We start from the raw sequence: 26,919 nt of genomic DNA on the forward strand, positions 1-26,919 counted from the left end.
AAGAAATCCCAGGTGTTTTAATTATATTAATTTTCACTTGCATTAGTCATTTTAGTATTAATATGTTATTTCATAAAATGCATAATTTAGTTTTGCTGTGTCCGTTTCTTCAAACTTATTAAAATTCAAGAGTAGTCGGAATGAATCATACTGATTAATATCCTCATTAGTATGATAGAATTCAGTAGTTACATTGGTGTTCTCAGCATCTAAATAAATTGTCTTTTCAAGTTTATTGTCTTTATAAAATAGAATCTGACCAATTACCTTAGAAATGTTCTGAGAATGATTTAGATGAACTCTTAATGAAAGTTTGCTAATATTTTGTATATTTATTTGATTAGGAGCCTCTGTATATTTTCCTTCAAATGATAACAGTTTTCTATGTTTATCGAAATTTTTAATAGAAATATTATTGTCATCAGATATATCTATGGATTTATTAAGAGGTAAGAAATCGTTAGTCAAATCAACAATTTTTTTCTTATTTTTATAATCACTGACACTAGTTGAAGGTAATGTAACATTAATATCTTTATTAAACGTTCTATTCGATACATCGGTTAATTCGTTTACAAAGATTATAATTGACGCAAGACTCCATATAAATCTCATATGGTTTGCTTTAATAGTCCCGTTAATCATTTTGTTTACTGCTTTATAATCGATTATTTGATAAATAATATGGTTTGGATTTGATAATAAAATATCTTTAAACTGTTTGATTATGACTTTGTCATTATTTTGTACTCTTCTCCAGTTATAATTCCCTAGAACAGTAGAAGGGTAATATGGCTGACGATTAAGCCAATTATCGTAGTCACCGGCAGTCATGGGTTTAGTTTTTTCGACTCTCCAACGATCTTTAGCAAATGGAATATCAATCAAACGTTTATCTATTCTTTTCATAATCTGATAATGTATCTCTTCATTCTTATTATCTGCATACTGAATTTTTAATGCTTCTCTTAAAAATTTGTTATCCAGGAAAGGGGAATGACTCTGTCTGGAATAATTTGCTGCATTTTTTGCCGCTGAAGTTAACCTTCCTGTTCTGTATTTAAGAGAATATAAAATTTGGAGTTTATGCAGACCTTGTTCATCATCGATAAAGTCGAGAAGGAAATCTCCAAATGGATTATCTTTTCCGTTTTTAAGAAGTTGATGATTTCTATTGAACGTATTTACCAGTTTCAATTTATTGGAGTTCTCGTCAGCATTTATAAAGTTAGCAAAGCCGCCTTTTACTAATTCAGCGCCTATACCATCAAAAGATTTATGGCCTGTGAATTTACCAAGTGAACCTACATTTTCATAACCATATACCATACCGGATGTGGCAAGCATTACTCTCTTTATTTTGCTGTATATATTAACTGATATAGTATTCTCTTCTGAAATTTTAGGACTTGTCGATCTATGTTCCAATTCATACATATCCGCTATTCTTTTAGCAATAACAACGTCTGGATTGTCGTCAAATCCATTAGTAAAAACTGATAAATCAAAGTTGTTGCTGTTCATGGCAGCAAATATAAGTCTGCTGTCCTTACCGCCTGTTAATGCCAATCTAAATTCTTTATCTTTAGGTTGTGTGTTGAATGCATTTATAAATAAATCAGTTAAGTCATCGTAGTCAGATTTACCGTACTCTTTATTTAAAAGGTTAGAATACAGATTGTCAATTTCATTAATCTCTAATCCGTTTTCATCTACTTTGATATGACTGTTTCCTGGTAATGCATAAACATCTTTAAATGGTGTGCCATCATCAGCATAGTATCCATTCAGGATAAATGAGTGCAGTGCAGGAAGTGAAAAATCTACATTTCCATTAGTAGCTATTAGACTGATTATTAGAGGATCAGTACCTATTATGATTGAATCATTTGAAGTGAATGCATAAACAGTTTCAATCCTAGCAACGTGCGTAAATACATTGATTTGATTAGAAATATAATCTGAATAACCAATTGCAAATTGTCCTTCTAAATTACGAACATAGTTTAATTTGTCTGAAGCTTCAGAATTCATTAGAGAATTTTTAATTTCTTCAATCTCTCTAGTGAAAATACCTACAGGAGTAAACATACCTGTTTCAGTTTGACCATAAGGATATTCAGTATACTCATTTGTAAAGTAAACACTCGTAATATTTTCATTTTTAGTTTCAAATACATTAAGTGATGGTGCTTTATATCTCTTTAAAATAGCTTCAATATCAACATCATAAGTATAATTCTTATCCAGTTTGAAAATATGTATAAATCCCTGCATAATGACCTCCAAAATTTTTAGCAAAATATTTATATATAATTATATCATAAGACATCTTGTAAATTATTATAATAAATTACAGAACTATCAGGTTAAAAATTCAATAACGGTTTAATTTTTTTCTAGGGGGATTCTAAGGTAACATTAATATTGTCTGTTGTTATTATTAAAATATCTATATAATATAAATTAGAAAGCTGAATTGACATAAGGTGGTTTGAAAACATTGAATAAACATAAACAAGATTATATCCATAAAATGAATAAAGTTGCTGAAAATTGTTATTCATACAAAAATAATCAAGTAACTAATTTTTATAAGTACGGAGCAGAAGAATTAGGGTTAGGTTATGGGAGAAGCGACAAAACCCATTCTTTTTATTATAAAGATAAAAAAATAGGTGAAGCCAAAGGCTTAAGAGCTTTAAGTACTTCAAAAACTGCATTTATAATTTGCAGAGATAAATTTAAAACAGAGAAATTATTACATAGCTTAAATGTCCCGACACTGAATTCAGAATTATTTTATGAAAATCAAAAGAACGAAGCTTATGAGTATATAAAGAATAACAATATTAATCCTATTGTGCTGAAACCATTATCACTTGCCGGTGGTAAAGGTATAGAATTAGATATACATCCTGAGAATTTCTCGGCAGCATGGGACAGATCTATAGAGAAGCAAAAAGAATTAGGAGTAAAAGAGCCGTGCTGTGCAATTCAGCCTTTCGTAGATGGCTATGATGTTAGAATCGCTATTACAGAAGGATTTTTCTCTGCGGCACTCTTAAGAGTGCCAGGTCATGTAATTGGAGATGGAAAGTCCACAATCAGAACTCTTATAGAGGATAAAAATGAAATAAGAAGGAAATCTTTATACTTCAAGAAGTTTCTTTATGAGTTTAATTCTGGACTTAATCACAAACTTGAAGCGCAGGGTTATACACTAGACAGTGTACTTAATCTTGATGAGATATTATTCTTTAGTGATCTCGGAAATCTTACTGCTGGTGCAGAAAGTGTGGATATCACTCATCTTGTAAGTAAGGAAATGATAGATATAGCATTAAAAGCTACAGCAGCAATCCCTGGTTTGTATACTGCAGGTGTTGATATTCTTACAAATGATTTCACCTCTAAAGTGGGGTATGTAAGCGAAGTTAATACCAATGCAAACCACCAGGTGCATCATTTACCGTATAAGGGAGAAGTACAAAAACCATATAGAGATATAATTCTGGGACTACTGATTAAGTATAAAGTAGAAAAAGGTATTTCATTAAACAGGGATGAGAGATTAAGGGTGAAGCAGATGAATACATTAAATAAATATCGGGCTGGATATTATGAAATGATGTATAAGAATTCAAGTTTTAAATGATAAGAATATAAAAAGCAGACGTAGACGTCTGCTTTTTTGTATTGTATAAATATATCTACAGTTTTAAGAATGAACTGAAACCATGAGAAAGTTTTTTTTGTTTATTATACAAATATTTATAACGTTCCATTATCATATTAAACTCTTTTTTTGTTAATGTATCGAAGTCGATTTTATCATTAAGTACATCTCTATCAATATTATGGAACTGGAAGATATCAGAAAGTGGATTAGTTGCTTCTCCAGTCATTGGATAATAGTGTAATTGTAATGCCGGATTCAGGTTGACTTCTATAATGGTTCCTTCAGAAGCATTTAAATTATCTACAAATATATCTACCCCTGCCGTATGAACTCCAGGTATTGCAGTAACTGCTTGAAGTACCTGATCAAATATGTTCTGATCTAAATACTTACTAACTTCAAATACTTCACGTCCAGTAGCTATACTAGACTGAGAATACAGTACACAATATTCTCCTTCCGGAAGTACCGTGTCAATTGTGAGGTTCTTAGATTCCAGGTTTCGCAATAAATTCTCATTAATCAGGAGTGGATTTCTTTTCAAGTAGTTATGCTTTTCTCTCTGAGCATTTTTAATATTAATTAGTTCTTTAATAGAATGTTTTCCATCTCCCATGACATTACCAGGGCCTCTGAACACGGCTGAACCTATTCTTCCTTCTAATACAATGATTCTCAGTTCTAGTCCCTTGATTTGCTCTTGAATAAGCACTCTGGGGTTTTTAACATCATATTTTTTCTGAACCTTGAACGATTCTGTCCAGCTGTTTACTAAATTACTTGCTCCAACATTTAAAAAAGTACCTAATGACATACTCATACTTACAGGTTTTAAGACAAATGATTTTTCGGGACTTTGATTAATAAAAGATTTTGCTTTTTCCAATTCGTCTGGGTTGAACATTTTTCCTACAGGTGTTTTTATTTGAGCATTCTCTAAAAATCTCTGTGTTAAAAACTTATCTTTACAAATTAAATTACCCAGGCGAGAATTATTCAAATAAAATCCTTTGACATAACGAAGAGGGTTTTCATCCTTGTGAAATAGGTTTAATATATTAGGATTTTTCTTAGAAGGTTAATATGGAATCTTTAGGTGATTTAATTCAGCTTCTGCTACTTTAATTAAATTTGTAGCAATCTCTGATGAATATACATTTTCTTTATCCATTTTGATATCATCAAAAAATTGAGCTAATATTTTTTCATCCAATTATTTCACCTCATCTGACAGTCTTGTTAAAATCATGTCTTCATGTGGATCATTATCCATGTAATAGACTTCTGAAATAGTTTTGAATCCAAAAGATTGATAGAAATTTCTTAAGTAGCTCATTGCTACTATATGAACATCCTTTGTAGGGAATTCATCTTCTAGATAATTCAATGCATATTCTAAAAGTTTTCTGCCACTGCCATCTCCGCGTTTGTCTTTATCTACAGTGACCCTTGCAAGTATCACGTGATTTTCATACTCAAGAATTCTTGTATAAGCCCATACTTTGCCGTTTTCTTTATTGAATATATGTATAGCTTCCTGATCGTTTCCATCAATATCTTCAAAGAAGCTTTCCTGTTCCAAAATAAAAATCGATTGTCTTAGTTTTAAAATTTGTTCTAACTCAGTTAATTGTAACTGGTCATATTTTTTAATATGCCACATTATTTTTCCTCCTAGGTATTTATTTAATTATCATACTATAATTATACTAAAAATAGTGTGAAATATACGGTTTTCAAAATGCAACATGAATAATAAGGTTCTTAGTAAATGCAATAGCATACATATGATGTTACTATATATTATTGCAGAAATGAGGAGTAACTTGGATAAAATTAAATTTATTATAATACTCTCTGTATTACTTATAATGGCTTCTTGTAATCCTGTTACAAATAAGAAAGATGATAGTCAGAATCTACTTAATAAAGTAAATGCAGTGGAAAATCAATGGATAGATTACAATGGAACAATTGAGTCTGATAATAGTATGATGAAATCACAATTTATACCTTATAATTCTAATCAAGATTATATAGTGAATAATGATGCGTATGTCTCGTATTATAAAGGGGAAGATTTTATAACAACAGAGTTACATGAAGCTGATACTAAATTAAACAGTGTAGAAGAAGCTAATGGAATAATACTCAGTTTCAATAAAGAGAACAAGAATGGAATAAAATTAATTAATAAGGACTAGATACAAAGTGGAGGCCCTAATGACAAAAAAGATAATTATTCCACTAATAGCGGGATTAGTATTGATAGCAGTACTAGCTCTAATTGAGAGTTTCAATCATGATGATTTCGTCCAGCCTGAAAGGAGCGAAACTATCATTATACTCGGTGGGGGAGATCAGGGACGTGTACAACAAGCTGCTGATTTATATAAAACAGGATATGCCGACAATGTAATCATTACTCCAGTTGAAGAAAGGTATAATTCACAGGAACTGATTACAATCCTGACACATTATGGTTTTAATGAGGAAGATATTACAGTAGAAGAAAAGTCTACAAGTACGTATTCTAATGCCGAAGAAACAATTAAACTAATGGAGAACAAAGATTTTGATTCTGCATTAGTTGTGACTAGCGATTATCATATTAAAAGATCCAAAATTGCTTTTGACCGGCTGAATGACGGTTCTAAACAATTTCACTATATTCCAGCTACAAACCTGGAAGGTGAAAAGTGGCATGAAAGAGAAGATGCTCATAAGTACTGGTTCAATGAATTTATAAAAGTCTGGGGATACAGACTTGGCTTATATAAATTTTTTGGTTAGATTGTAAATGTTCACTTGTACTATGTTATTATTTACTTGTTAACTACTCTAAACAGAAAAGGGGAACAGCAATGAAGAAAACATTATCATTAATGAGTTTGTTATTGGGAGTTATGTTTTTATCAGCATGCAGCAGCAGTTCAGATGAAGGCGGACTGTTAGATGTTGGTTCAGCAACTACCGGCAGCTGGATGGGCTACAATGGTGAACCAGTGGAGAATGAAGAAATGATGACTTCAGAGTCAATTGATTATAATCCATCTAAAACGTATGAAATCAACCGCTCAAGCTACGTGTCATACTTTAACGGGGAAGAATTCATTGAAACGATTCAGTACAGTGACGATCCTCCAATGACACTTGATACTATCGAAGAAGCGGATAACATTGTAGTCAGCTTTAATATATATAATGAAGATACTATTAAACTTCAGGAAGCTGAATAATATTTAAACCGGGTGATATTCTTATCTCCCGGTTTTTACATTAAATTTACTGTTTAGTCATTGCTGCTAAATATTATGCTGTTACACTGCAGGTAATAATATGAATGAGGTGAGAGCTTATGTGCTATGTTGGTAAGACACTCATTATTTACCTCGATGGTGATTACCGCCGTTTTAAAACAGTTGCAGAGTTATATCAGAAATTCGATTATGATCAGGCACATATACTCATTACATCATTCAATGACCGCAATAAACTCCGCGGTACTACAGATTTATTAAACTCCAAGTATGATCACATAGACGAACGTCATATCCTCACAGAATACTTCTCGACGACCACTTACAATAACGCTGTGGAAAAACAGCAGATCCTCAAAAGACTTAATTACGGTCAAGTTATCGTAGTTATGAGCCAATACCATAAATTTCGTACAAAACTGATTTTCAACAATATATTTGATGGAGATAGAAAATTTACATTTTTTGGAGTTAATTATCACACTACATTGCTGGAATACTCATCAGAAGCGGCGAAGCTCATACTTTATCTGATGAAGAATTATAAGTTCTATACGAAAGACAAGTTGTTATACAGCGAAAGCAGATACCGCAGAGTATCGCGCTTGAGATATCAGTAACAAAATCTCTCTGAATAGGCTAAAAATATAGTCCCATATGTTAAACTATTACTAATGACATAAAGAAAAGAATAGGGGATTACATGAAGAGCTATAAAGAAACTAAAGAAGAATTATTAAAAGCAACGGACTATAAAAGTTTTACATACCGAATGACACGCATTCCAGAAATGATTGAAGGCCAGTCTAAGAAACTGGACGATATTCTTGCTCAATTTAAAGAAGAAGGATTCAACCACTTATCAGTCGTTGAACTGTGCCGTGCTTTTATCAGAATAGATTTAATCAGGCTGTCACTGATGCAGTGTACACACGGTGTAATGACTGCAGATAAAAAAGTTCAGTATCCGACTGAGCTGGAAGTACTTGAAAGATTCACTCTTGAAAAAATCACACAGGATTTCTATCCTTTAGATCTTCCTAAAGAGCTTGAAGAGAAGAATCAGGAAATGCGCGAACAGTTAATTAAGTTAACTAAAGAACTTGAACCGCTGTTAAGACTCGTAGAGCAGAACACAGGCGATATGAACGAGACGCTTCAAGTTGTTGCTACTCAGGTTCAAAAGAGCAACAACCATGTCTTAAGTAAGATTTACGACGATGTTTTCTATACAACAGTGCTTGACTACAACATCGACAATGCATTTGAAAATGCATGGAAGAACAATTTAATCCAGTCACCGCTGGTATCATTCTACTCAATGTTTACATTGTCGTTCTACGACGATATGTTTAAAGATCAGCTGGTTTAATTAATCACAATATTTTTACCTGAATTGTATTTACTATATAATTCAGGTTTTTTTGTGAGTGAAAATATTTCGTATTCTAAATATAAGTGTAATAATAATATTAATTATTATAATATACACTATTAGTAATGTTTACCATATTGTTTAAAATTTAGAATATGTAGATAATGAAAGTATTACACTAAGGGAGATAGACAATTGAAAAAAGAAAGATTTAACACTTTAAAGAAAGCTTCATTGGCAAGTACACTTGGAATATTTGTATTTACATACGCTGGAATTACTAACGCTGATGAGTCAGTTATTGAAGAGGACCAAGTGGAATTCGAAGAAACAGGTGTTATCGAAACAGAATCGTTTGAAATCTTGAACGAGAGTGCTGAAGACATAGATACTCCTGAAACTATTAATCTTGAAGATACGGAAGAGACTGAAAAAACATTCTCGGACTCAATAGATGAAAATACTGAATATATTCCTGCTAATGATCTTACTGAGGTAGAAGAAATAAATAATTCATCAGTAAAACAAGCTGGTACAGAGGGGGCATTCATCGAAGAAATAGATCAATCAAAGTCTTCTAATGATGAAATTCTCAGCTCTGAGGATTCTGATGATAGTTCTGAAGCGTCAATAAATGATAATTCAAAGTTGCAGGAAGTATCTGTTGCTGAAGCAGATATTGTAATTAATGATGATATGACAGAGGGGTATTATAATTATCTTACAGTTATTGATTTAGAAACCAATGAAAAGATTGCTACTGTTAATTACACAGGTTTAAACTTTGATGACAGACTTCAGCAATTTATCAATGATACAAATAATCAGTACGGGACATCTTATAATGTATCATCTGAAACATTGACAAGCAGAACTAGAAACTCGAGTTCCATAAACGGTAATACAGTAAGTTCTGTTAACTCATATTACAATATATATTTACAAAATGATTCGGCAACTAAGTATCCTTTTGAAGATAGACCATTAATTCCTTCTTATCCCTTATACGATGAAACCGCAACACAATATACTTTAAAAGACGTAGTTATCAGTGATACAAATGGTAATATACTATTTTCAAATACTTTAACTGGTACACAGTCTATAGACCAAATTATAAAAAACTCTTTGAGTTATATAGATGAAACACTTTATTATTACGATACAGTTGAAGTAGATAAAGGTTTCACTACACGTTTCTCTAACGGTGGATTTTATTCGGGAGAATTTTATGATATTGCCGTTATGGTGAACGAGAGAACAGTTGAAGAGATGACACCGGAACAGCCAGAAACTCCAGAGGAACCAGTGGAAGAGGTAACGCCAGAACAGCCGGAAACTCCAGAAGAACCAGTGGAAGAGGTAACACCAGAACAGCCGGAAACTCCAGAAGAACCAGTGGAAGAGGTAACGCCGGAACAGCCAGAAACTCCAGAAGAACCAGTGGAAGAGGTAACGCCAGAACAGCCGGAAACTCCAGAAGAACCAGTTGAAGAGGTAACGCCGGAACAGCCGGAAACTCCAGAAGAACCAGTGGAAGAGGTAACGCCGGAACAGGCAGAAACTCCAGAAGAACCAGTTGAAGAGATAACACCGGAACAGCCAGAAACTCCAGAAGAACCAGTTGAAGAGATAACACCGGAAACTGAATTGTCTGAGGAAGACCAAAAGAACTTATCTGATTCAGATTTACAGAATAGCGAAATAGAGAATGTCCTGCCAACATCTCCAGCAATTGATTCTGTAGAATCTGAAGATAATATCATTTCAGGTTCTGGGGAGCCAAATAGTGAAGTAGTCATTAGTTTACCCAATAGACAGGAAATCATTGCACAAACAGATTCAGATGGTAAGTGGCAAATTAAATTGTCAGATGACATAAATATTGAAGAACAGGATACAATTTTAGTTACGAATAAAGTTGATTCGGCCACAAAAACAGCTGAAACAACCGTTCAGAGTTCTGAAGAAAAAGCAGAGAAAGATGAATCGAAGTCGGAAGTCAGTGAAGCTGCAACACCAGAAAAAGAAGAACTACCTGATACAGGGATTGCTAGTTCAAGTGCCGGACTTATCGGTGCGGTAATTGCATTTATAGGTGGATCGTTCTTATTATTTACAGGCAGAAGAAAAATTGCTAAAAAATAATTTAAACAAAGATATCATATCTGAGGATATGATATCTTTTTTAATCATGACATTTTTATTTTATACAATTATTTAAAACGCATAATATTTACTAAACACATTTTTTACGGCTATAGTTTACATATTGAAATTATTTCGAATTCTAATTTTTAATTCGATTCCTTGTTAATATGAACACTGTAACCGCTGCTTACTATGATTTAAAAATGTCTAACGTTTATTAAATCAACGGAGGTAATATTATGACAAATAATTCACCAGAGTTAGTAATTGATACAGCATTGGAGACAAATAATCTATTTTTAAAAAATGCTGAACGTTTAAAAGGAATATTCAGTGTAAATGGCCATATGAGTGAAGATGGGTATGTTGATACATTTAAAGATGAATCGAAATATATAGAAACAGATTTGAATAATTTAATTGACAGTATAGGCACTATTGATTTGGACTATATGCTTACTTTTTCTTTAAGTGTTATTGAAAGAGATGATATAACAATCTATTCGTACGAAAGTAATAAGATGAGTAATATTGAAAAATTAGATGATTATCATTATAAAATTCCTTTGAGTAGTAAAAGTATCATCAGTAAAGCTATAGTAGGGGCTATTATAATGGAACATACATACAAAGAGAGTTTTCATTACGAATTATATAAAAGCTCAAACGATGCAGATAATCTGGTAAACTATCTTTTAAAAGAGAAAATAATGATATATAACGAGGGTATATTATCAGATGAGAAATATAATGATTTTATCGATGAACTAAACAATTTTTCGGAACTATTTAATATTATATTCGAGCAGTCAGAAGGATCCGAGATGATTGTATCAACGATATATGTACTTAGAAAATATTTAAAATTGGAATGGGACACAATATTCAAATTGATGAAGGACGAGATTTTAATTATTGATAACATTATTAATGAATTGAATGAGATTGTATGGAAACTAAACCATAATGAACTTAATGAGTACTGGAAAAATAAAATTGATATTAAAATAATAAATATTAATTATTTAAAAGACAAAAGCCGGAATTATAAGCTGGATTCGAAAAATATTAGACAACAATTTAATGAGAAAACTACAGATGATCTAAAGCAGGTATCTGGAATTTACCTCATCTATAGAAATGGAAGACTGTTCTATATCGGTGAGGGTAAGGTTTACACCAGAATTTTACGACATATTAATAAGCCGTACAGACCGGTTGTTGGAGAAATAGAAGACCGCATTAAAGAGTTCGTTGATATTTATTATGATGAAGTATCAGTCGTAGTGTTGAAAATGAGTAACCCCTCAGATCGTAAAATAAGAATTTTATTGGAAAATCTATTTACTTACAATATGTTACCAAGTTTTACTAAAGTCGAGATAAATAGAGCACTCAATGAAAATAAGACTAATTTAATAAATGACTAACTACCATTCAACATGGGTATTTACCTATTAGTAAATACTTTACTGAAAGTGAGTGATAGTAATGGTTGTATGTCAAAACTGCGGTGAAGAAGTACTGGAGGGCACAAGGGTGTGTCCAACCTGCGGGGAGTTTATCCGAGAAGATGAGAATTATACTGATACTAACGGACTGATTCAGGAACGAGCACCGGAAGAGGAGTTCTTAAATGGTCCTGGTAAGGATGATAAGATGGAAGATATGCCGGAAGAGAATTATCCGGAAGATGAGCTGAATAAACAGCAGAAAAAAGAGCGCAGCGACTTTGGACGCACTGATGATAAATAGTAATGAAAACTTCCCTATATAATCTGGGAAGTTTTTTTATGAATATTTTGAAACAAACAGGGTATTTAACTGTAAATCAAATTGAGTACATACGAAAGAGAGATGTAAAATATGATGAATTGCCAAAATTGCGGAGAAACAATAGAAGAAAATATTGATATCTGTCCATCATGCGGATCTTTTTTATATGATGATGCAGCAGTTATTGATACGGAAATCAGTCTTGCGGATGATATACCAGATAAAGATATTCTAAGTGAAGCAGGAAGCTATGATGAAGCGGTGGATAATCTTCCGGATGACATGTATAACGGTGACGCGCTTGAGAAAAGAGAATTAGAATTAGAGCGCCGCAGGTTCGGTAAATCCACTGAATAAGAAACTGCCCTTTTTTAAGGGCAGTTTTCTAATTATACTTACATCGTTTCAGTTTTCTTAACAGGGAACCAGCCGTCAATTTCCATAATCAGTTTCCACAGCGGTGAAGGGACTGAAGCACTGAGCTGGTCGTGTTCAGTGAAGTATCTTTTAATTTTCTGGTCTTCTTCTTGTTCTGCTTTCTCTACCCAGTGGGGGTCGACGACAAGTGCACGGCCGACAGCAACGAAGTCTGTGTTACCTTTGTCCATTTAAATATAAGAAAGGAAGATAAAGAAATGAGTGAAAGTTTAAATCTGCTGATGCTTAATAACACAACTGCACCAGGTATTAACTGGATTATGGTCATTGCAGGTATATTACTGCTTGGTTTAAGCCTGATTATGTTTTTTAAACTGAGAAAATGATTAATAATATAGATAAATATATACTGAATTTTACATATTCATTTAAATTTTAGAACGTGCATATTCTATATGTACGTTCTTTTAATTTGGTTAATAATAATAATTTTTATAATAAGTTATTGTTATAAGTCCAATGATTGTTATAATTAATGTAATAAGGAAATGGAGGAAAAATTATGAAGTGTCCAAATTGTCATGCACCGATTTTTGAAAATGACCGTTTTTGCGGCGAGTGCGGTACAGATGTTTCAGCGGTAACGATGCAGCCGGCAGACACGGCCGAAAAACAAGTCCACACGAATACAGTCGGGCAGAGTCAGCCTAAAAAGAGCAGTAACGCCGGTTCATTCTTTACTACAGTTTTAACTTTTTTGAAAAATTCGTTTCTTAAGCCCGGATCAATGATCGGCAGCGGTAAAATTTATGCCCCTCAGGTCACCTCAGCGACAGTCGGTATGGCAGCATTAATCGTCAGTCTGCTGTTCTTTATTATGAGCCGTTCATTTGCAGGACCGTATACGGAAATACCGATTTCTTTTTTAATCAGTGTGTTCTTTACTTTAGCGGTGATCATTGCGATTTTCTTCGGTATTACAATGCTGATGAATGTTCTGCTTTTAAAAACCAAAATCAGCTGGCAGCAGATACTTCATGATTTCTCTGTATCGACGACGGTAGTTTTAGGTCTGTACACAATTGCGATTCTCTTTTCCGCAATTACGCTTGTGGAAATCGGTGTTCTATTCTGGGTGATAGGATCGCTTTTATTTATTACTGCACCGATTTACATATTCCTGAGATATGCAGGCAATAATAAAGTGAAGTTCGACAGCTATTATTCTCTCGTGATTTACTTTTTAATCAATGCGATCGTCTATTATATTATAGTCCGCATCGCAGTGGCACAGTCACTGAGCGAACTTGAAAGTCTATTTATGATGTAATTTAGGAGGCGCCTATGAAATTTTGTAAAAATTGCGGTCACGAGTTGCGTGACGAAGCTAAGGTATGTACGAATTGCGGTGCAGCAGTGATGGCCGGTGCGGCAGATAATAAGAAAGAGCCTGCATATGTCACACCGGAAACACCAAGTGAGGCTCCGCGTGAACCGATGGACCCGAAAAAGAAGAAAAAAATTATTATACTCGTCAGTACAATTGCAGTCATTATTATCGCTCTGTTCATTGCATATAAGGTGCTTGAAAACATGGCTTCACCTGATGCTGCACTCGATAATATCAGTGAAGCTGTCATAAATGAAGATGCCGGGGCATTTCAAAATGCTGTAACGACAGATATATCTGAAGAAGAGGCGCTTGCTTATTTTTCATATGTGGATACCGAGCTTGGAATGTCTAAGTATCAGGATATGATTAATGAACAGAAAATATATCTGGCTGATGGTATTGCAGGCAATGAAATACACGACGGCGCGCACACGCTGCTGTCGATTAAGCAGAATGGTTCCAAATATTTATTCTTTGATGATTATCAGTTTGTGATTCCAAAATCTAATGTATATGTGGAAGAAACAGGCGGACTGGATACTTTTGAATATGAATTTGCAGGAGAAACTGCTGTCTGGACTACGAGCGACAGCAAATTTAACGAACTGATTCCGGGTAACTATAATTTTGAAGGTACCGGAATTATTAATGAATCAGAAGAATACGAGGCATCAGTTCAAGTCAGCTTTGCAGATTATTACGACAGAGTAGAGGGCATGCTGCAGGCGGATCTTTATAATGTGGAACTGGTTGTCCCTGTACTTTCTTATTACGGCATGGATATTGACAGCGAAGATATTTCATTGACGCTGAACGGTGAAGCAGTTGCTGAAGATAAAGAACTTGACTCCTATCCGAAAATCGGGCCTTTTAAATACGACGAGGAATACATGATGGAAGGCTCTCTTGCATACGCTGGTGAGACATTTGAAATGGACAGTGTCACATTGAATATAAATGCTGACAGTGATGAACTTTATTCAGATTATGAAGAGTCGATTCCTTACTATACGCTTGAAGTGAAGTTTGATGAAGAAGCGCTCTATGATCAGCAGGAAAAAGCATCAGAGCAGGAAAAGATTGAAGAGAACCGGGAGTCATTTGAAGAAGACATGGAAGCGAATGCTGAAAACCTGGTCAGAGATTATTTAAATGCTCTGGAATTTATGTACATGTTTGATGATATTGGTGAGGTGGAACCCTTTATTGCTGAAGGTTCTGATGTACTGGATATTCTTCAGGGCAATATGGATAATGATTCATTCGGCAATATGGATATCCAGCGTGTATCATTCAGCAATTACAGTAAAGATGGCAATGACATCGTGATTGATGCTGAAACGCGCCGAATGCATGATGATATTGATGATCCGGTGACTTACTCAACACGTTACACTATCCAATACAATCCAGAGACACTTGAACTGAAAATTACTAATTTCAATGATTTATAATTCAAAACACTTGCGGAGAGCGTCTGATCTCCACAGGTGTTTTTTATTTAACTTGAGTGACAATAGAATCAGAATGAATAAATCATTTTACAAGCAGATAATTTTATAAACTTTTTAAACAAATATAAAAATCTATGGTTCAGCTTTGTAATATTTACGTTAAGAACAAACGGATGTTTTTAACTAATGTATTATCCGCGTTATAATGAAGGTAACTACAGTGAATGGAGAGAGTTTAATGATAGATATTCATAATCACTTATTAATAAATGTGGACGATGGTCCTAAGTCATCTGAAGAAACATTGAATTTACTCAACCAGGCAGTTGAGCAGGGGATATCGGATATTATTGTCACTCCGCACCATCACAGCGGATCGTACCTCACACCGGCTGATGTTGTAAAACAGAAGCTTCATGAAGTTGAAAGCATTATTAAAGATAACAATATACCGGTTAATGTGCATCCCGGACAGGAGATTCGAATTAACGATGTGTTAATTGACGAACTCCGAAGCGGGGAGTCACTGACGCTTGCCGGCAGTAATTACATTCTTGTAGAGTTTTCATTTACTGAGCTGCGTGAAGATGTCGATGAAGTCTTTACGGCACTGCGTGAACTTGGTCTGACACCGATTATTGCGCACCCGGAACGTTGCCGCCCGCTCGTCCAGAATGAGCAGATTCTTGCGCGTTTAATTAAAGACGGTGCGCTGGCACAGGTGACCGCTGCGTCCGTATGCGGGGAGTTCGGCAGTGATCTGCAGGCGAATTCACTTGATTTAATAGAAAAAGGGCTGATTCACATAGTGGCAAGTGATGCTCACCATGCAGAATACCGCCCGTTTATGTCTAAAGAAGCTTTTGAAATTATTGAGAACGAACTCGGCAGCTCTTATGTTGAAAAAATGAAACAGACTGCCAAAAACGTACTGGATAATAAACAGTAATTACTGTCGTTCTTTATTGCTCTGTTTGACTTTGAAATAGTCTCCACCTTTTTTAGCTGTATCATCGGTACCCCAATCTCTCAGGTTTTTAGTATCGACGAGATGGGGGATATGTTTGGAACAGTGAATATACGCTTCATGTACTGTGACGACCACCCAGCGTTCCGCACGTTCATCTTTAACGCCCGGTGCAAGTTCATGTATAGCGTCAGTATCAATAATTTCGGCAGCACCGTTTATATGAAGACCGATCTGGTCATTAAAGAAATCAATCATTAAGAGACCTATATGCGGGTTTTCGATTATGTTACCAAGAGATGCCATCACGCCGTTGCCGCGGTATTCCGGATACATTACACGGGTTTCATCAATCACGTGTATAAAACCCTGTTCTCCGGCCTTAAATGATGAATCACAATTGCCGTTTTTATCACTTGTTGCGATAAATAACATTGTCTGTTCTTTAATAAACTGCCGCATTTCACCGTTTAAATAATCGATCATCTGATTATTGTAAAAAGCATCTGCACGGCGTTCTGTATTATGCTTTTTTTGTAAATCACGTTCAGCCTGTGACATATTATCACTCCTTAACAGTTTTATTTTACCATTATTAAGATTTTAAAAATGGGGTATAGTTTACAAAGAGGTGAAGGAAATGAAACAAATTATTACGGTGCATTTTATCGGCGGATCGACGATGGAAGTCAACAAGACAGAAGCAGTAGATGAACTGATCCGGCTGATTAACAGCAAGTTTGAAGCCAACCATTTTGTGAAACTTCCGAATCGAAGCGGCGGCGAGGCCTATATTAATTTAAGTCTGATAACGTCGATTGAAGTGCGTTCGATATAAAAAATACCAGCCGCGTTAATGCGGCTGGTATTTTTGTTCTTCAATTATATAGATTACATATTAAAGTTCGTGTTCATCATAATAGTTTGACATTGCTTCAAGTCCAGCAGCAGGATCGATATTTTCTGCACCCTTCGACTGGAGGAATACTCCAAACGCTGTAATGAAGTTTAAGAGATTCTGTTTTTCTGCAACGTAGCCCATCGTACCGATACGCCAGATTTGTCCGGCGACTGATCCGAATGTACCGGCAATTTCAATACCGAAACGTGAAAGCAATTCAGTACGGAACTCCGCATCATTTATACCGTCCGGAATTTTAACGCAGACAACCATCTGCATTTCATGATTTTCGTCTCCAAAAATCTCAAGTCCTAATGCTGTAACTGCTTTTTTCATCGCCTCATGGTGATAGCTGTGACGGCGTGCGCGCTGTTCAACACCTTCATCGATTGCCAGTTTAAGTCCTTCATACAGCCCGTACACGTTAACAGTCGCTTCTGTATGGTGATTCAGACGGCGTTCACCCCAGTAATCCTGAAGCTGTGTCAGGTCGAGATAGTTGCTCGTAATGAAATGAGATGTCGCTTTGTCATCTGATGTACGTATTCCTTTTTCAACTCGTTTACGTTTATTGATTGCTTCACTGAAACGTTCATTAAATGTAATAGGGGTAATGCCCGATGGTACTGACAGACATTTTTGAGCACCGCCGATAACAGCATCCAGTGCCCACTCATCAACAGGGATGTCCTGTCCCAAATATGTAGCGACTGCATCAACTACTGTATATACACCGCGTTCTTTCGCTGCATGTCCGATTTTATCAATTGGCTGCAGACGTCCTGAAGACGTTTCCCCGTGAATAATTGCGAGTACTTTAGGTTCGATTTCGTCCAGTTTTTGTATAATGTCTTCCTGCGGGATTACTTCACCCATCGGTGCTTCAATTGTATGCACGATACCGCCGGCACGTTCAGCGAGTTCAGTAACGAGATAGCCGAATCGTCCGATAATCGGTACGAGTACTTTATCACCCGGTTCAACGATACTGGCAATAACAGCTTCAATTCCTGCACGGCTCGTTCCGTCGACAGGGAATGACCATTTATTTTTGGTTTTAAATGATGCACGGATTAACTCCATCGTTTCATTCATTATATCCGTGAAATCCGGATCAAACTGTCCAAGAATTGAATTGCTCATAGCCTGTGAAACTCTGGGGTCAACTGCGACTGGACCCGGTGTCATTATCAGTCTTCTATTTATTTTTAAACTTGCCATTATGCGCATCATCCTTCTCTTTTATTTTTTTGTACTATTAATAATATAATTATTCGGATAATTATACAAATATTTTATATATACCAATATTCATGCCTATACTTTGTGATATTATGCACAATGTGGAGAAAAATTTTATCTATTATAGATAAAGAATTTGGCATGGTGATGCTGTAAAATAATAAGTGAAAATAATACAAAATTAAATTTAAAGGAGACAGAACGATGGACAACAAAAACATTTCCAACAATTACTGGATAAAAATTGTCATTGTCTTTACGCTCGGTTGGATTGCAATTTATGCAACGCGTACAATTTTAAACCCGATTATGACAAATATTCAGTCGGAATTCGCCATTAACGCAGCTCAATTAGGTCTGATCAGCAGTCTATTCTTCCTCGGTTATACTGCGACTCAAATACCTTCAGGATTTTTAGGAGATAAATTCGGACGTAAAAAAATGATTATTCCGGCATTTATCGGATTTGGTATACTGGCAATTATTTCAGGACAGATGGTTACATTCTATATGTTCCTGATGATGTGGTTCCTGACTGGTATGTTCCAGGGGGTATTCTACGGACCGCAGTATGGTTTATCATCTGAAGCAATTCCTCAGAAACGCTTAACACTCGGCAGTGCGATTATTAACAGCGGTATGGCAATCGGTATGTCAGCAGGTTACTGGATTTCAAGTATTACAGTACAGGAAATGGACATGTCATGGAGAACGCCATTCTGGATTATGGGTGTTATCGTAATCGTTATCGGTATTGTGATGTGGATTATAGTTAAAGAACACCCGCCGGGCTATAAAGCGCCGGACAGTGCAAACGGTGTTCCGGAGAAACTTAAAGTATCAGAACTGTTTAAAAACAGAAACCTTATTTTAGCTTTTATTACTATCTTCTGTTCGATTTACGGATTCTTCGTAATTCTTACATGGCTTCCGTACTACCTTGAAACAGCTCGCGGCATCAGCGGATCAAGCGTTGCATTCGTGTCTTCATTAGTACCATGGGCATCAATCCCAGGTATGCTGTTCTTTGGCTGGCTGTCCGATAAATTAGGAAAACAGCGTCCTGTTCTTTTAGTGATGGTTCCGCTGGCGTTTATTTCTACAGTATCAATTGTACTTTTTGACCAGATGTGGGTACTTTACGTATCACTGATTGTTTATGGTATCGTCGGTAAACTAAGTACAAACCCTGTGCTTATCGCAGTAGTAGCAAACAACGCACCACGCGTCGGACTTGCAACATCATTTGGTATTTATAACTTTATCGGAATGTCCGCATCAATCTTAGCACCGTACATTACAGGATTCATTACAGACGTTACAGGAAACCTCGACATGGGCTTCTACCTTGCAGGTGCACTGCTTCTGGTAGGTATAGTCGCAGTATTCATGATTGATGAATCAGGTTATAAAAAAGTAGAGCACGTTGAAAAAGTTAAATAATATATAAATTAAGTTGGAACACTCCAGAGCTGAAAACAGCTTTGGAGTGTTTTTGTTTATGGAAGAGGCGGGGAGCTCTATGTGACGTAATCATAGTGTTTCAACTTGCACGGGATTTCTATGAGTTAAGTTCATAGAACTTCGAACTCCATGGAACTTCTATGAGGAATGTTCATAGAAATTAGACTAAGTAAATGTATTGAAAATCGGTCTATTGTCTATAATATTCTTACTATAAGCGCTTACATACTTAAGTTTATAAGTTAAACTTATGAATAATCATTAAATTTATATAGATTTATCTGAATATTTATGATAAATTCATATCATGTTTATTTTAAGGAGGGATTTTTGTGAGCGATTCCAAAGATAGAGGGATTGTCCAAAAAAGTTATGATAACTTATGGAGTGAATCAAAAAGAACAAAATCATTATTAAAGTTTTTCAGTTCTAAAGATTTAAGAGATGCAGCATCCGGTGCGCCGTCGCCCGATGAGCATAGAAAAGCATATAAACCGGCACAGCTGGTCGGTTTAATTTTAGGGCCGTTGCTCTTTGTACTGGCTCTGTTATTTTTAGAATCAGGTTCTCTCGACAGATCGGGGATTTTTGTTGTTGCTGCGGCGCTATGGATAGCTACATGGTGGGTGACTGAAGCCATACCTATTCCAGCAACATCACTGCTGCCTTTAATTCTGTTCCCGATGGGCGGAGTAATGTCCAATCAGGAAACAGCAAGTTTTTACGGAGATGACATTGTATTCTTATTCCTTGGCGGTTTTTTACTTGCAGTAGCAATGGAGAAATGGAACTTACATACACGTATTGCACTTTCTATTATTAAGGCAATCGGGACGACGACCGCTACAATACTATTAGGATTTATGATTTCTACTGCATTACTATCTATGTTCGTATCAAATACGGCAGCGGTAATGATTATGATTCCAATCGGGCTTGCAATTATTAAAGAAGCTCATTCACTATCGACACCGGAACTGAGTCGGGATGTTAAACTATTTGAAAAAGCACTCGTTTTAGGTATTGGTTATGCAGGTACAATCGGTGGACTTGGTACGTTAATCGGAACGCCGCCGCTGATTATATTAGCGGGTCAGATGAGACAGATTTTTGATGTTGAACTTAACTTTGCACAATGGATGCTGGTTGGTATTCCGGTTGTTATTGTAATGCTTGCCATTGCTTGGGCATATATGAACTTTTTCAGCTTCAAGCACGGTATGAAAGAGTTGCCGGGCGGACGTAAAATTATTACAGATGAATTAGGTAAACTTGGAAGAATGACAAGAGAAGAAAAATGGGTGCTGGCTGTATTTATTCTGGCAGCTGCATTATGGATTATGCGTGGATTCTTCTTCGATCAGTTTGCATTTACAGAAATGCTGGGTGACGGTTCGATTGCAATGTTCGCAGCAGTTCTTCTGTTCATTATTCCATCTAAGAAACAGAATGGCCGAGTACTGGACTGGTCAGTTGCAAGAGATCTGCCATGGGGCGTACTTCTGTTATTTGGTGGAGGACTTGCACTTGCAGGCTCAATCGTTGCAACAGGTGTTGACGTTTGGATTGGGGAAATGCTGTCAGGAGTAGGCGGTATGCCTGTAATCTTTATGATTGCAATCGTTGCAATCTTAATCTTATTCTTGACGGAATTCACTTCCAATACAGCAACTGCAACAATGATTTTACCGGTACTTGCTGGACTTGCGATGGCACTTGATGTGCATCCTCTGGCATTAATGGTTCCGGCTGCGATGGCTGCAAACTGTGCATTCATGCTGCCTGTCGGAACACCGCCAAATGCAATTGTATTTGGAACAAACAAAGTTTCCATTGGAGAAATGGTTAAAACAGGTTTCGGATTAAATGTGATAGCTTCGATTATTATTATTTTAGTCGTCTATTTCTGGGTTCCGGTTGTATTCGGTATCGACCTGCTTACATTCCCATTCTAAAGTAAAGAACGAAACAGCCTTCTGAAATTTTTCAGAAGGCTGTTTTTTGTTCTCCAAATATATAGATGATGCTCATGCCTGTGCAAGGCTGGTTGTGTACACATGAGAAATGCTCATGACTCAGACTCGCGAATTTTATCAATTAAAAAAGCAGCGAAGTCATCTGCCGTAACAGAGTCTTTCGCTGCTGAATTTATAATTACTGTGCCGGAGTTTCTTTTCCGCTTCTCAAATAAATAACAAAGAAGAAGAATACTGCAGCTGCCAGTAACAGTACTGAACCGATATAGAATGCAAGAACCTGTGATCCTGTAACGTCACCGATGTACCCTGTTAACCAAGGTGCAACAACTGATGATGCCATACCGAAGAAGTTAAACAAGCCAAGTGCTTTAGCTGTTTTCTGTTCAGGTACTGAATCTGAGACGTACGTAATTAATACCGGGTCGATTGCAAGTTTACCCATCAGTCCGTAAAGGATAAGTGCGATGTAAAGAATCCATGGTGAAGGTGAGTAAACTGTAAGTCCGATCATAACTGCTGCAACGAGAAGAAGCATAAGAATATATTTCAAACGGTCCTGCTGTCTTCTGTCGATCAAACGTGCGAAAATCAATGCACCTGGAATACCTGCAACAGCAACTAGTGCTGAAACGTAACCGACATCAGATTGTGCGAACCCTTTTTCTGCAACTAAGAATGATGGTAACCATGTAACAATCATATAGTAACCGTAACATACTGCGAAATAAGTGAAGTAAACTGTAATATGTTTTGGTGAGAACAGTGAAACGTCATCCCGTGGATCTGTCACTATATCTGCTGAAGTTGCACCGGTATTTTCCGGATTTTCAACTTTAACTGATTTTTTATCACTTTTAATGTTGATATAGAATACGAATGTTACACCTAAAATGATAAGTGCTGTACCGTAAAGCATCCAGTTCCATTCAATGTTCAATCCGCCGACAAGCACTGATGAACCGACAAGACCGATAATCATACCGACTGCCGAACCGCTGTTAATAATCGCATTGGCGAAAGTTTTCTTGTCTTTTGGAACGTGTTTCGCTGATAAGCTGTATGCAGAACCGTAGTAACTACCTGTCGCAATACCTGAGATTAGCGACCCGAGGTAAACCTGCGGAAGTGAGCCTGCTGTACCAAGTACAACAGCACCTATAGCGAATCCGATAAATGCCGGAATTAAGACTGTTTTCTGTCCGAACTTATCTACTAATATACCGGCAGGAATCTGCATTCCCGTATAAGCAAAGAAATATACAGAAGCGATTAAACCGATTTCTGCGTTTGATACATCGCCGAGTGAGCTCTGTATTTGAGGATAGATCGGCGTGAGAATCGTTCTGTAAATCCAAATTGCAACCCAACCAAGTACTAAAGCAACAATTATCTTCTTATAGTACTGTGAACCATTTTGCTCTAATTGACTCATTAAAGTACGCCTCCTATTAATTTATAACCATCTCTATTATAAAGGGTAAAAGGGAAACACTCATTGTACAATGTGAACAATGAGTGTTTTAATAATTATCGACAGTTCACAACTAATTATTTTGAATGTGCTGTGAAATAAATAAAGCCAGACGAATATTAAGCGAGTGTACCGGGTCCATTACATTAACTCTGAGGAGCTCCTCGCATTTGTTAATCCGGTACTTTACAGTGTTTCTGTGAACGAAAATTTCATTTGATGTTTTTGTAATATCGCACTGATTATCCATATAAATCTGAAGTGTTTTTTTCAGCTCTTTATCCTTAGTATTCGTTGGAAAAGCAAGCTCGCCAAGTGTGCTGAGCACGAACGGGCGAACTTTATCCGGAGGAAGAAGCTGCAGCAATTCTTCAAAGTTGCGCGGACGGTAAACTTCAAGAAACTCACGCTGTCCTTCGTCCTGGGAAAGCTCAAATGTTTCAAGTGCTTCAACGAAAGAAGAGTGGATTTGTATGAAGTCTGAAACTTCGTTGCCGATACCGAAAGATAATGACTCTTTAAAGAATTTCTTATACTCCTGCTGCAGGTGGCGGCAGTATGCTTGATAATATTCATGCTTGTCCTGCAGCAGTATTGCGAACTTATTGGAGTCTCCAAATCCGAAAATACTGATGTTCGGATCCAGTGTAACAAGCACGCTCTTCAGCCATTCAAATGTCAGCTGATAACGTTCATTTACATACTCGGAGTTTTCAATATCGCTGCCTGCATCGATACCGCATATAATTACCTTATAATAAGTGGACTCTTTCAAATGATATCGTTCAAAGAACTCAGGATTGCTCTCAAAACTGATCGGTGAACCTTCGTTTGTGTTAATCAGCGAACTGAACAGCAGGTTAACATCTTCCTGTTCCGTTGCGCGGATTCTCGAATCTTTATATATTGCGAAAGACAGAGAGTTAATTGCCTGTTCAATCGCCAGATGGCTGAACGGGTAACTGATTGTTTCAAGATTCGACACGATTAAATAGAAGGGGAAGTAGCTGAACGCAGGTACTTCAAATACTGCAATTTTACTGTTGAAATCGACGTTAACGCTGTCTTTATCCGGCAGATAAACATCGTTGAAATATCTCAGGTTCTCTTTCAGCAGTTTCTGATTATTATTAAAATCGTTACTCGTGACTTCCACTTTGTAAAACGGATTAATCAGTACAAGCGGCAGGCGTAGAAACTGGCTCAGCTGATTCAGCATGCGCTCGACACTGAATTCTTTAATCAGCATGGAGTTCATACGCTGCTGCACTTCCAGCGCATAGTACAATTTTTCTGTTTCATCTTTAGAAATATAGGTTGAAATGCTGTGAGTCGCCTGGCCGAGCTTCCAGTTTTCCGGAATTTCTATAAGCGGGAAACCGAGTTTATCGGCATGGTCAATCACTTCCTGATCGATTTCATGGATAAAACGGGACAGCTTTATACCAAGTGCAGCAACAGGGACGCTGTCGAGTTCGCTGATAAAATTAATCAGCGACTGCTGATCGTCTTTAAAATTCATCGCTGTTGTCAGCAGAAGAGTGTGCTGAGAAGTGTAGTCCTTTACATCGGGTGTTTCTGTAATATCGACACTTGTCACTTCACGTGACAGGTCGGCTTTTTTATTAATCAGTTTAAAATTACTGAAGCGTTCCAATGATAAAATTTCTCTAATAGATACCAATTATTCATCACCTAAAATCCTATCTATAAAAATTTGTACAAAATGCACAAATTTAATAATCAGACATAATATTTTAACTATATTTATTTCTTCATATAATAGTACACTAATAATAATTAAAACGTAAATATAATACACCGGCTATGCGTTTTGGACCTTAAGTTAGGGGTAAAGTATACAGATAGCTGATTGATGAATTTGCGTTTTACAGAAATGGTCAGGAGGAATTATAAATGGCTTTTGATTTAGTTGTAAAAAATGGCCTGGTAATTTTACCGGGTGGAGAAAAAAATGTTGATATCGGTGTGACTGACGGTAAAATCGCAGCGATTGGTACAGATATTGATGCAGGAGATGCACGCGTTGTAGATGCACAAGGTTTAATCGTATCACCAGGTATGATTGATGCTCACGTACACATCAGTGAACCGGGCGGCAGCATTCGCGATCACTGGGAAGGATACGATACAGGTACACGCGCTTCAGCAAAAGGCGGCGTCACTTCATTTATCGAAATGCCTTTAAATCAAATTCCGGCAACAGTTGATGCTGAGTCAATTAAGACCAAATTCGACGCTGGTGAAGACAAACTGTCAGTAGATGTTTACAGCTACGGCGGGCTCGTGCCATTTAACCTTAACGGCGGAATTCAGGAACTGGACGATAACGGTGTTGTTGCCTATAAAGCATTTGTAGCTACAGCAGGCGACCGTTCAATCGAAGGCGACTTTATGAACGTTGACGATTATTCTTTATATGAAGGAATGCGTCAAATTGCTAAGACAGGCAAACTTTTATCAATCCACGCTGAGAACGGTCCGATTACAGATAAACTCGGACAGCTTGCACAGGAACGCGGTGAAACATCACTTGCAGACTATGTTGACTCACGTCCGGTATTTACTGAAATCGAACCGATTCAGAAAATTATTTTATTCGCACGCGAAACAGGATGCCGTGTGCATATCGTCCACGTAGCATGTGCTGAAGGTATTGATTTAATCAATGAAGCGGCAAATGACGGTGTGGATATTACATGCGAAACATGTACTCACTATTTATACTTCTATAAAGAAGAACTTGATGATATCGGACCGGTAGTGAAATGTTCACCGCCAATCCGTGAAAAATCACGCCTTGAAGGAATGTGGGAACGCGTATTTGACGGCAAAGTGATGTTCGTTACAAGTGACCACTCGCCATGTACTCCAGATCTTAAAGATACGGACAACGCATTTGAAGCATGGGGCGGAATCTCAGGAATCCAGAACAACGTAGATATGCTGTTTGATGAAGCAGTTCAAAAACGCGGCATGTCACTTGTACAATTCTCTGACATTATTGCAACAAACGTTGCAGCACGCTTTGACCTTGAAGGAAAAGGACGCATCGAAGTTGGATACGATGCTGACTTTGTGCTGATAAAAGGCGATTCACCTTACACAGTTGAAAAAGAAGAACTGGAATACCGCAATAAAATCAGTCCGTATATCGGACGTGAAATCGGCGCACAGGTTGCCGGTACAATTTTACGCGGTGAAGAAATCTACTCACTTGAGCAGGGTGTAAGTGACGTTAAAATCGGTAAATTTTATAAATAATCAGAGGAGCACCGCGCAATTTTTGATTGCGCGGTGTTTTTTGCGGGACGGGGCGGTGTGTTTTGTGCTGGGAGGACAATGTTGAATTGACAGAGTCCGCCGGGGGAGCTGGGAGGACAATGTGAACTCAACAGAGTCCAC

General features: G+C 36.6%; 27 protein-coding genes. 18 read left to right on the forward strand and 9 right to left on the reverse strand.

The features are described from left to right. Window positions 1-57 precede the first annotated feature (57 nt). Complete coding sequence (locus tag HNR41_RS03035; RefSeq protein WP_184281617.1) at window positions 58-2,277, reverse strand: asparagine synthase-related protein; 2,220 nt, start codon at window positions 2,275-2,277, stop codon at window positions 58-60. 226 nt (window positions 2,278-2,503) lie between these two features. On the opposite strand from HNR41_RS03035, the gene HNR41_RS03040 reads away from it, so the two are divergent. Continuing rightward, window positions 2,504-3,658 carry a hypothetical protein gene (locus tag HNR41_RS03040; protein ID WP_184281620.1) on the forward strand — a complete coding sequence of 385 codons (1,155 nt, stop codon included), beginning with the start codon at window positions 2,504-2,506 and terminating at the stop codon, window positions 3,656-3,658. A gap of 55 nt (window positions 3,659-3,713) precedes the next feature. Here HNR41_RS03040 and HNR41_RS03045 read toward each other — a convergent pair whose 3' ends face one another. The 3 genes from HNR41_RS03045 to HNR41_RS03050 all read right to left on the reverse strand — a co-directional run bounded on the left by HNR41_RS03045 (window position 3,714) and on the right by HNR41_RS03050 (window position 5,345). Continuing rightward, window positions 3,714-4,682, reverse strand: coding sequence for an ATP-grasp domain-containing protein (locus tag HNR41_RS03045; protein WP_184281622.1), 969 nt, complete (start codon window positions 4,680-4,682; stop codon window positions 3,714-3,716). 78 nt (window positions 4,683-4,760) lie between these two features. Then, on the reverse strand, window positions 4,761-4,895 hold the full coding sequence (locus HNR41_RS11355; RefSeq protein WP_260399569.1) for a hypothetical protein: 135 nt from the start codon (window positions 4,893-4,895) through the stop codon (window positions 4,761-4,763). Next, window positions 4,896-5,345: a GNAT family N-acetyltransferase gene (locus tag HNR41_RS03050; protein ID WP_184281624.1), complete on the reverse strand. Its 450-nt coding sequence runs from the start codon at window positions 5,343-5,345 to the stop codon at window positions 4,896-4,898. 163 nt (window positions 5,346-5,508) lie between these two features. Between HNR41_RS03050 and HNR41_RS03055 the strand changes: the two genes are divergently transcribed. The 9 genes from HNR41_RS03055 to HNR41_RS03095 all read left to right on the forward strand — a co-directional run bounded on the left by HNR41_RS03055 (window position 5,509) and on the right by HNR41_RS03095 (window position 12,601). Next, window positions 5,509-5,886, forward strand: coding sequence for a hypothetical protein (locus HNR41_RS03055; protein WP_184281626.1), 378 nt, complete (start codon window positions 5,509-5,511; stop codon window positions 5,884-5,886). A 19-nt stretch (window positions 5,887-5,905) separates the two neighbouring features. Further along, a complete protein-coding gene (locus HNR41_RS03060) occupies window positions 5,906-6,475 on the forward strand; it encodes a YdcF family protein (protein WP_184281628.1) in 570 nt (189 codons plus the stop codon). A gap of 71 nt (window positions 6,476-6,546) precedes the next feature. Continuing rightward, window positions 6,547-6,921 carry a hypothetical protein gene (locus HNR41_RS03065; RefSeq protein ID WP_184281630.1) on the forward strand — a complete coding sequence of 125 codons (375 nt, stop codon included), beginning with the start codon at window positions 6,547-6,549 and terminating at the stop codon, window positions 6,919-6,921. Between the two features lie 119 nt (window positions 6,922-7,040). Further along, complete coding sequence (locus HNR41_RS03070) at window positions 7,041-7,562, forward strand: YdcF family protein (RefSeq protein ID WP_184281632.1); 522 nt, start codon at window positions 7,041-7,043, stop codon at window positions 7,560-7,562. 83 nt (window positions 7,563-7,645) lie between these two features. After that, a complete protein-coding gene (locus tag HNR41_RS03075) occupies window positions 7,646-8,314 on the forward strand; it encodes a hypothetical protein (RefSeq protein WP_184281634.1) in 669 nt (222 codons plus the stop codon). Window positions 8,315-8,512: 198 nt separating this feature from the next. Then, the gene (locus HNR41_RS03080; RefSeq protein ID WP_184281636.1) at window positions 8,513-10,465 is read left to right on the forward strand and encodes an Ig-like domain-containing protein; all 1,953 of its coding nucleotides are present in this window, start codon (window positions 8,513-8,515) and stop codon (window positions 10,463-10,465) included. A 242-nt stretch (window positions 10,466-10,707) separates the two neighbouring features. Next, complete coding sequence (locus HNR41_RS03085) at window positions 10,708-11,898, forward strand: hypothetical protein (protein ID WP_184281638.1); 1,191 nt, start codon at window positions 10,708-10,710, stop codon at window positions 11,896-11,898. A gap of 61 nt (window positions 11,899-11,959) precedes the next feature. Continuing rightward, window positions 11,960-12,223: a zinc-ribbon domain-containing protein gene (locus HNR41_RS03090; protein WP_184281640.1), complete on the forward strand. Its 264-nt coding sequence runs from the start codon at window positions 11,960-11,962 to the stop codon at window positions 12,221-12,223. A gap of 111 nt (window positions 12,224-12,334) precedes the next feature. Further along, window positions 12,335-12,601 (forward strand): hypothetical protein, encoded by a 267-nt coding sequence (locus HNR41_RS03095; protein WP_184281642.1) that lies wholly within the window; start codon window positions 12,335-12,337, stop codon window positions 12,599-12,601. A 38-nt stretch (window positions 12,602-12,639) separates the two neighbouring features. On the opposite strand, the gene HNR41_RS03100 is transcribed toward HNR41_RS03095, so the two are convergent. After that, window positions 12,640-12,852, reverse strand: a complete 213-nt coding sequence (locus HNR41_RS03100; RefSeq protein WP_184281643.1) for a hypothetical protein — start codon at window positions 12,850-12,852, stop codon at window positions 12,640-12,642. A gap of 27 nt (window positions 12,853-12,879) precedes the next feature. On the opposite strand from HNR41_RS03100, the gene HNR41_RS03105 reads away from it, so the two are divergent. The 4 genes from HNR41_RS03105 to HNR41_RS03120 all read left to right on the forward strand — a co-directional run bounded on the left by HNR41_RS03105 (window position 12,880) and on the right by HNR41_RS03120 (window position 16,418). Further along, window positions 12,880-13,008 carry an LPXTG cell wall anchor domain-containing protein gene (locus HNR41_RS03105; RefSeq protein ID WP_184281645.1) on the forward strand — a complete coding sequence of 43 codons (129 nt, stop codon included), beginning with the start codon at window positions 12,880-12,882 and terminating at the stop codon, window positions 13,006-13,008. Window positions 13,009-13,184: 176 nt separating this feature from the next. Beyond that, window positions 13,185-13,952: a zinc ribbon domain-containing protein gene (locus tag HNR41_RS03110; RefSeq protein ID WP_184281647.1), complete on the forward strand. Its 768-nt coding sequence runs from the start codon at window positions 13,185-13,187 to the stop codon at window positions 13,950-13,952. Between the two features lie 14 nt (window positions 13,953-13,966). Beyond that, window positions 13,967-15,469: a TcaA second domain-containing protein gene (locus tag HNR41_RS03115; RefSeq protein ID WP_184281649.1), complete on the forward strand. Its 1,503-nt coding sequence runs from the start codon at window positions 13,967-13,969 to the stop codon at window positions 15,467-15,469. Window positions 15,470-15,707: 238 nt separating this feature from the next. Then, complete coding sequence (locus tag HNR41_RS03120; RefSeq protein WP_184281651.1) at window positions 15,708-16,418, forward strand: tyrosine-protein phosphatase; 711 nt, start codon at window positions 15,708-15,710, stop codon at window positions 16,416-16,418. Here HNR41_RS03120 and HNR41_RS03125 read toward each other — a convergent pair whose 3' ends face one another. Further along, window positions 16,419-16,997: a pyridoxamine 5'-phosphate oxidase family protein gene (locus tag HNR41_RS03125; protein ID WP_184281653.1), complete on the reverse strand. Its 579-nt coding sequence runs from the start codon at window positions 16,995-16,997 to the stop codon at window positions 16,419-16,421. It abuts the gene before it with no gap. Window positions 16,998-17,076: 79 nt separating this feature from the next. On the opposite strand from HNR41_RS03125, the gene HNR41_RS03130 reads away from it, so the two are divergent. Continuing rightward, window positions 17,077-17,274: a hypothetical protein gene (locus HNR41_RS03130; protein ID WP_184281655.1), complete on the forward strand. Its 198-nt coding sequence runs from the start codon at window positions 17,077-17,079 to the stop codon at window positions 17,272-17,274. A gap of 60 nt (window positions 17,275-17,334) precedes the next feature. Here the strand turns inward: HNR41_RS03130 and HNR41_RS03135 are convergent, their stop codons facing one another. Next, entirely contained in the window at window positions 17,335-18,558 is a 1,224-nt protein-coding gene (locus HNR41_RS03135) for a pyridoxal-phosphate-dependent aminotransferase family protein (protein ID WP_184281657.1), read from the reverse strand. Window positions 18,559-18,783: 225 nt separating this feature from the next. On the opposite strand from HNR41_RS03135, the gene HNR41_RS03140 reads away from it, so the two are divergent. Both HNR41_RS03140 and HNR41_RS03145 read left to right on the forward strand, forming a co-directional pair. Next, window positions 18,784-20,022 (forward strand): MFS transporter, encoded by a 1,239-nt coding sequence (locus tag HNR41_RS03140; RefSeq protein WP_184281659.1) that lies wholly within the window; start codon window positions 18,784-18,786, stop codon window positions 20,020-20,022. A gap of 377 nt (window positions 20,023-20,399) precedes the next feature. Then, a complete protein-coding gene (locus tag HNR41_RS03145; protein ID WP_376698665.1) occupies window positions 20,400-21,998 on the forward strand; it encodes an SLC13 family permease in 1,599 nt (532 codons plus the stop codon). Between the two features lie 199 nt (window positions 21,999-22,197). Here the strand turns inward: HNR41_RS03145 and HNR41_RS03150 are convergent, their stop codons facing one another. Both HNR41_RS03150 and HNR41_RS03155 read right to left on the reverse strand, forming a co-directional pair. Further along, a complete protein-coding gene (locus HNR41_RS03150; RefSeq protein ID WP_184281663.1) occupies window positions 22,198-23,454 on the reverse strand; it encodes an MFS transporter in 1,257 nt (418 codons plus the stop codon). A gap of 112 nt (window positions 23,455-23,566) precedes the next feature. Continuing rightward, complete coding sequence (locus HNR41_RS03155; protein ID WP_184281665.1) at window positions 23,567-25,177, reverse strand: PucR family transcriptional regulator; 1,611 nt, start codon at window positions 25,175-25,177, stop codon at window positions 23,567-23,569. Between the two features lie 233 nt (window positions 25,178-25,410). Between HNR41_RS03155 and allB the strand changes: the two genes are divergently transcribed. Beyond that, window positions 25,411-26,778: an allantoinase AllB gene (allB, locus tag HNR41_RS03160; RefSeq protein WP_184281667.1), complete on the forward strand. Its 1,368-nt coding sequence runs from the start codon at window positions 25,411-25,413 to the stop codon at window positions 26,776-26,778. Window positions 26,779-26,919 lie beyond the last annotated feature (141 nt).

Origin of the sequence: Jeotgalicoccus coquinae (assembly GCF_014207425.1) — a bacterium.
GTDB lineage: Bacteria > Bacillota > Bacilli > Staphylococcales > Salinicoccaceae > Jeotgalicoccus > Jeotgalicoccus coquinae.

Coding starts and splice junctions, on each gene's coding strand:
- HNR41_RS03105 (WP_184281645.1), top strand. CDS start 12,880: ATGAGTGAAAGTTTAAATCTGCTGATGCTTAATAACACAACTGCACCA.
- HNR41_RS03110 (WP_184281647.1), top strand. CDS start 13,185: ATGAAGTGTCCAAATTGTCATGCACCGATTTTTGAAAATGACCGTTTT.
- HNR41_RS03120 (WP_184281651.1), top strand. CDS start 15,708: ATGATAGATATTCATAATCACTTATTAATAAATGTGGACGATGGTCCT.
- allB (WP_184281667.1), top strand. CDS start 25,411: ATGGCTTTTGATTTAGTTGTAAAAAATGGCCTGGTAATTTTACCGGGT.
- HNR41_RS03115 (WP_184281649.1), top strand. CDS start 13,967: ATGAAATTTTGTAAAAATTGCGGTCACGAGTTGCGTGACGAAGCTAAG.
- HNR41_RS03125 (WP_184281653.1), bottom strand. CDS start 16,997: ATGTCACAGGCTGAACGTGATTTACAAAAAAAGCATAATACAGAACGC.
- HNR41_RS03140 (WP_184281659.1), top strand. CDS start 18,784: ATGGACAACAAAAACATTTCCAACAATTACTGGATAAAAATTGTCATT.
- HNR41_RS03130 (WP_184281655.1), top strand. CDS start 17,077: ATGAAACAAATTATTACGGTGCATTTTATCGGCGGATCGACGATGGAA.
- HNR41_RS03085 (WP_184281638.1), top strand. CDS start 10,708: ATGACAAATAATTCACCAGAGTTAGTAATTGATACAGCATTGGAGACA.
- HNR41_RS03035 (WP_184281617.1), bottom strand. CDS start 2,277: ATGCAGGGATTTATACATATTTTCAAACTGGATAAGAATTATACTTAT.
- HNR41_RS03100 (WP_184281643.1), bottom strand. CDS start 12,852: ATGGACAAAGGTAACACAGACTTCGTTGCTGTCGGCCGTGCACTTGTC.
- HNR41_RS03070 (WP_184281632.1), top strand. CDS start 7,041: ATGTGCTATGTTGGTAAGACACTCATTATTTACCTCGATGGTGATTAC.
- HNR41_RS03135 (WP_184281657.1), bottom strand. CDS start 18,558: ATGGCAAGTTTAAAAATAAATAGAAGACTGATAATGACACCGGGTCCA.
- HNR41_RS03050 (WP_184281624.1), bottom strand. CDS start 5,345: ATGTGGCATATTAAAAAATATGACCAGTTACAATTAACTGAGTTAGAA.
- HNR41_RS03150 (WP_184281663.1), bottom strand. CDS start 23,454: ATGAGTCAATTAGAGCAAAATGGTTCACAGTACTATAAGAAGATAATT.
- HNR41_RS03095 (WP_184281642.1), top strand. CDS start 12,335: ATGATGAATTGCCAAAATTGCGGAGAAACAATAGAAGAAAATATTGAT.
- HNR41_RS03065 (WP_184281630.1), top strand. CDS start 6,547: ATGAAGAAAACATTATCATTAATGAGTTTGTTATTGGGAGTTATGTTT.
- HNR41_RS03075 (WP_184281634.1), top strand. CDS start 7,646: ATGAAGAGCTATAAAGAAACTAAAGAAGAATTATTAAAAGCAACGGAC.
- HNR41_RS03090 (WP_184281640.1), top strand. CDS start 11,960: ATGGTTGTATGTCAAAACTGCGGTGAAGAAGTACTGGAGGGCACAAGG.
- HNR41_RS03060 (WP_184281628.1), top strand. CDS start 5,906: ATGACAAAAAAGATAATTATTCCACTAATAGCGGGATTAGTATTGATA.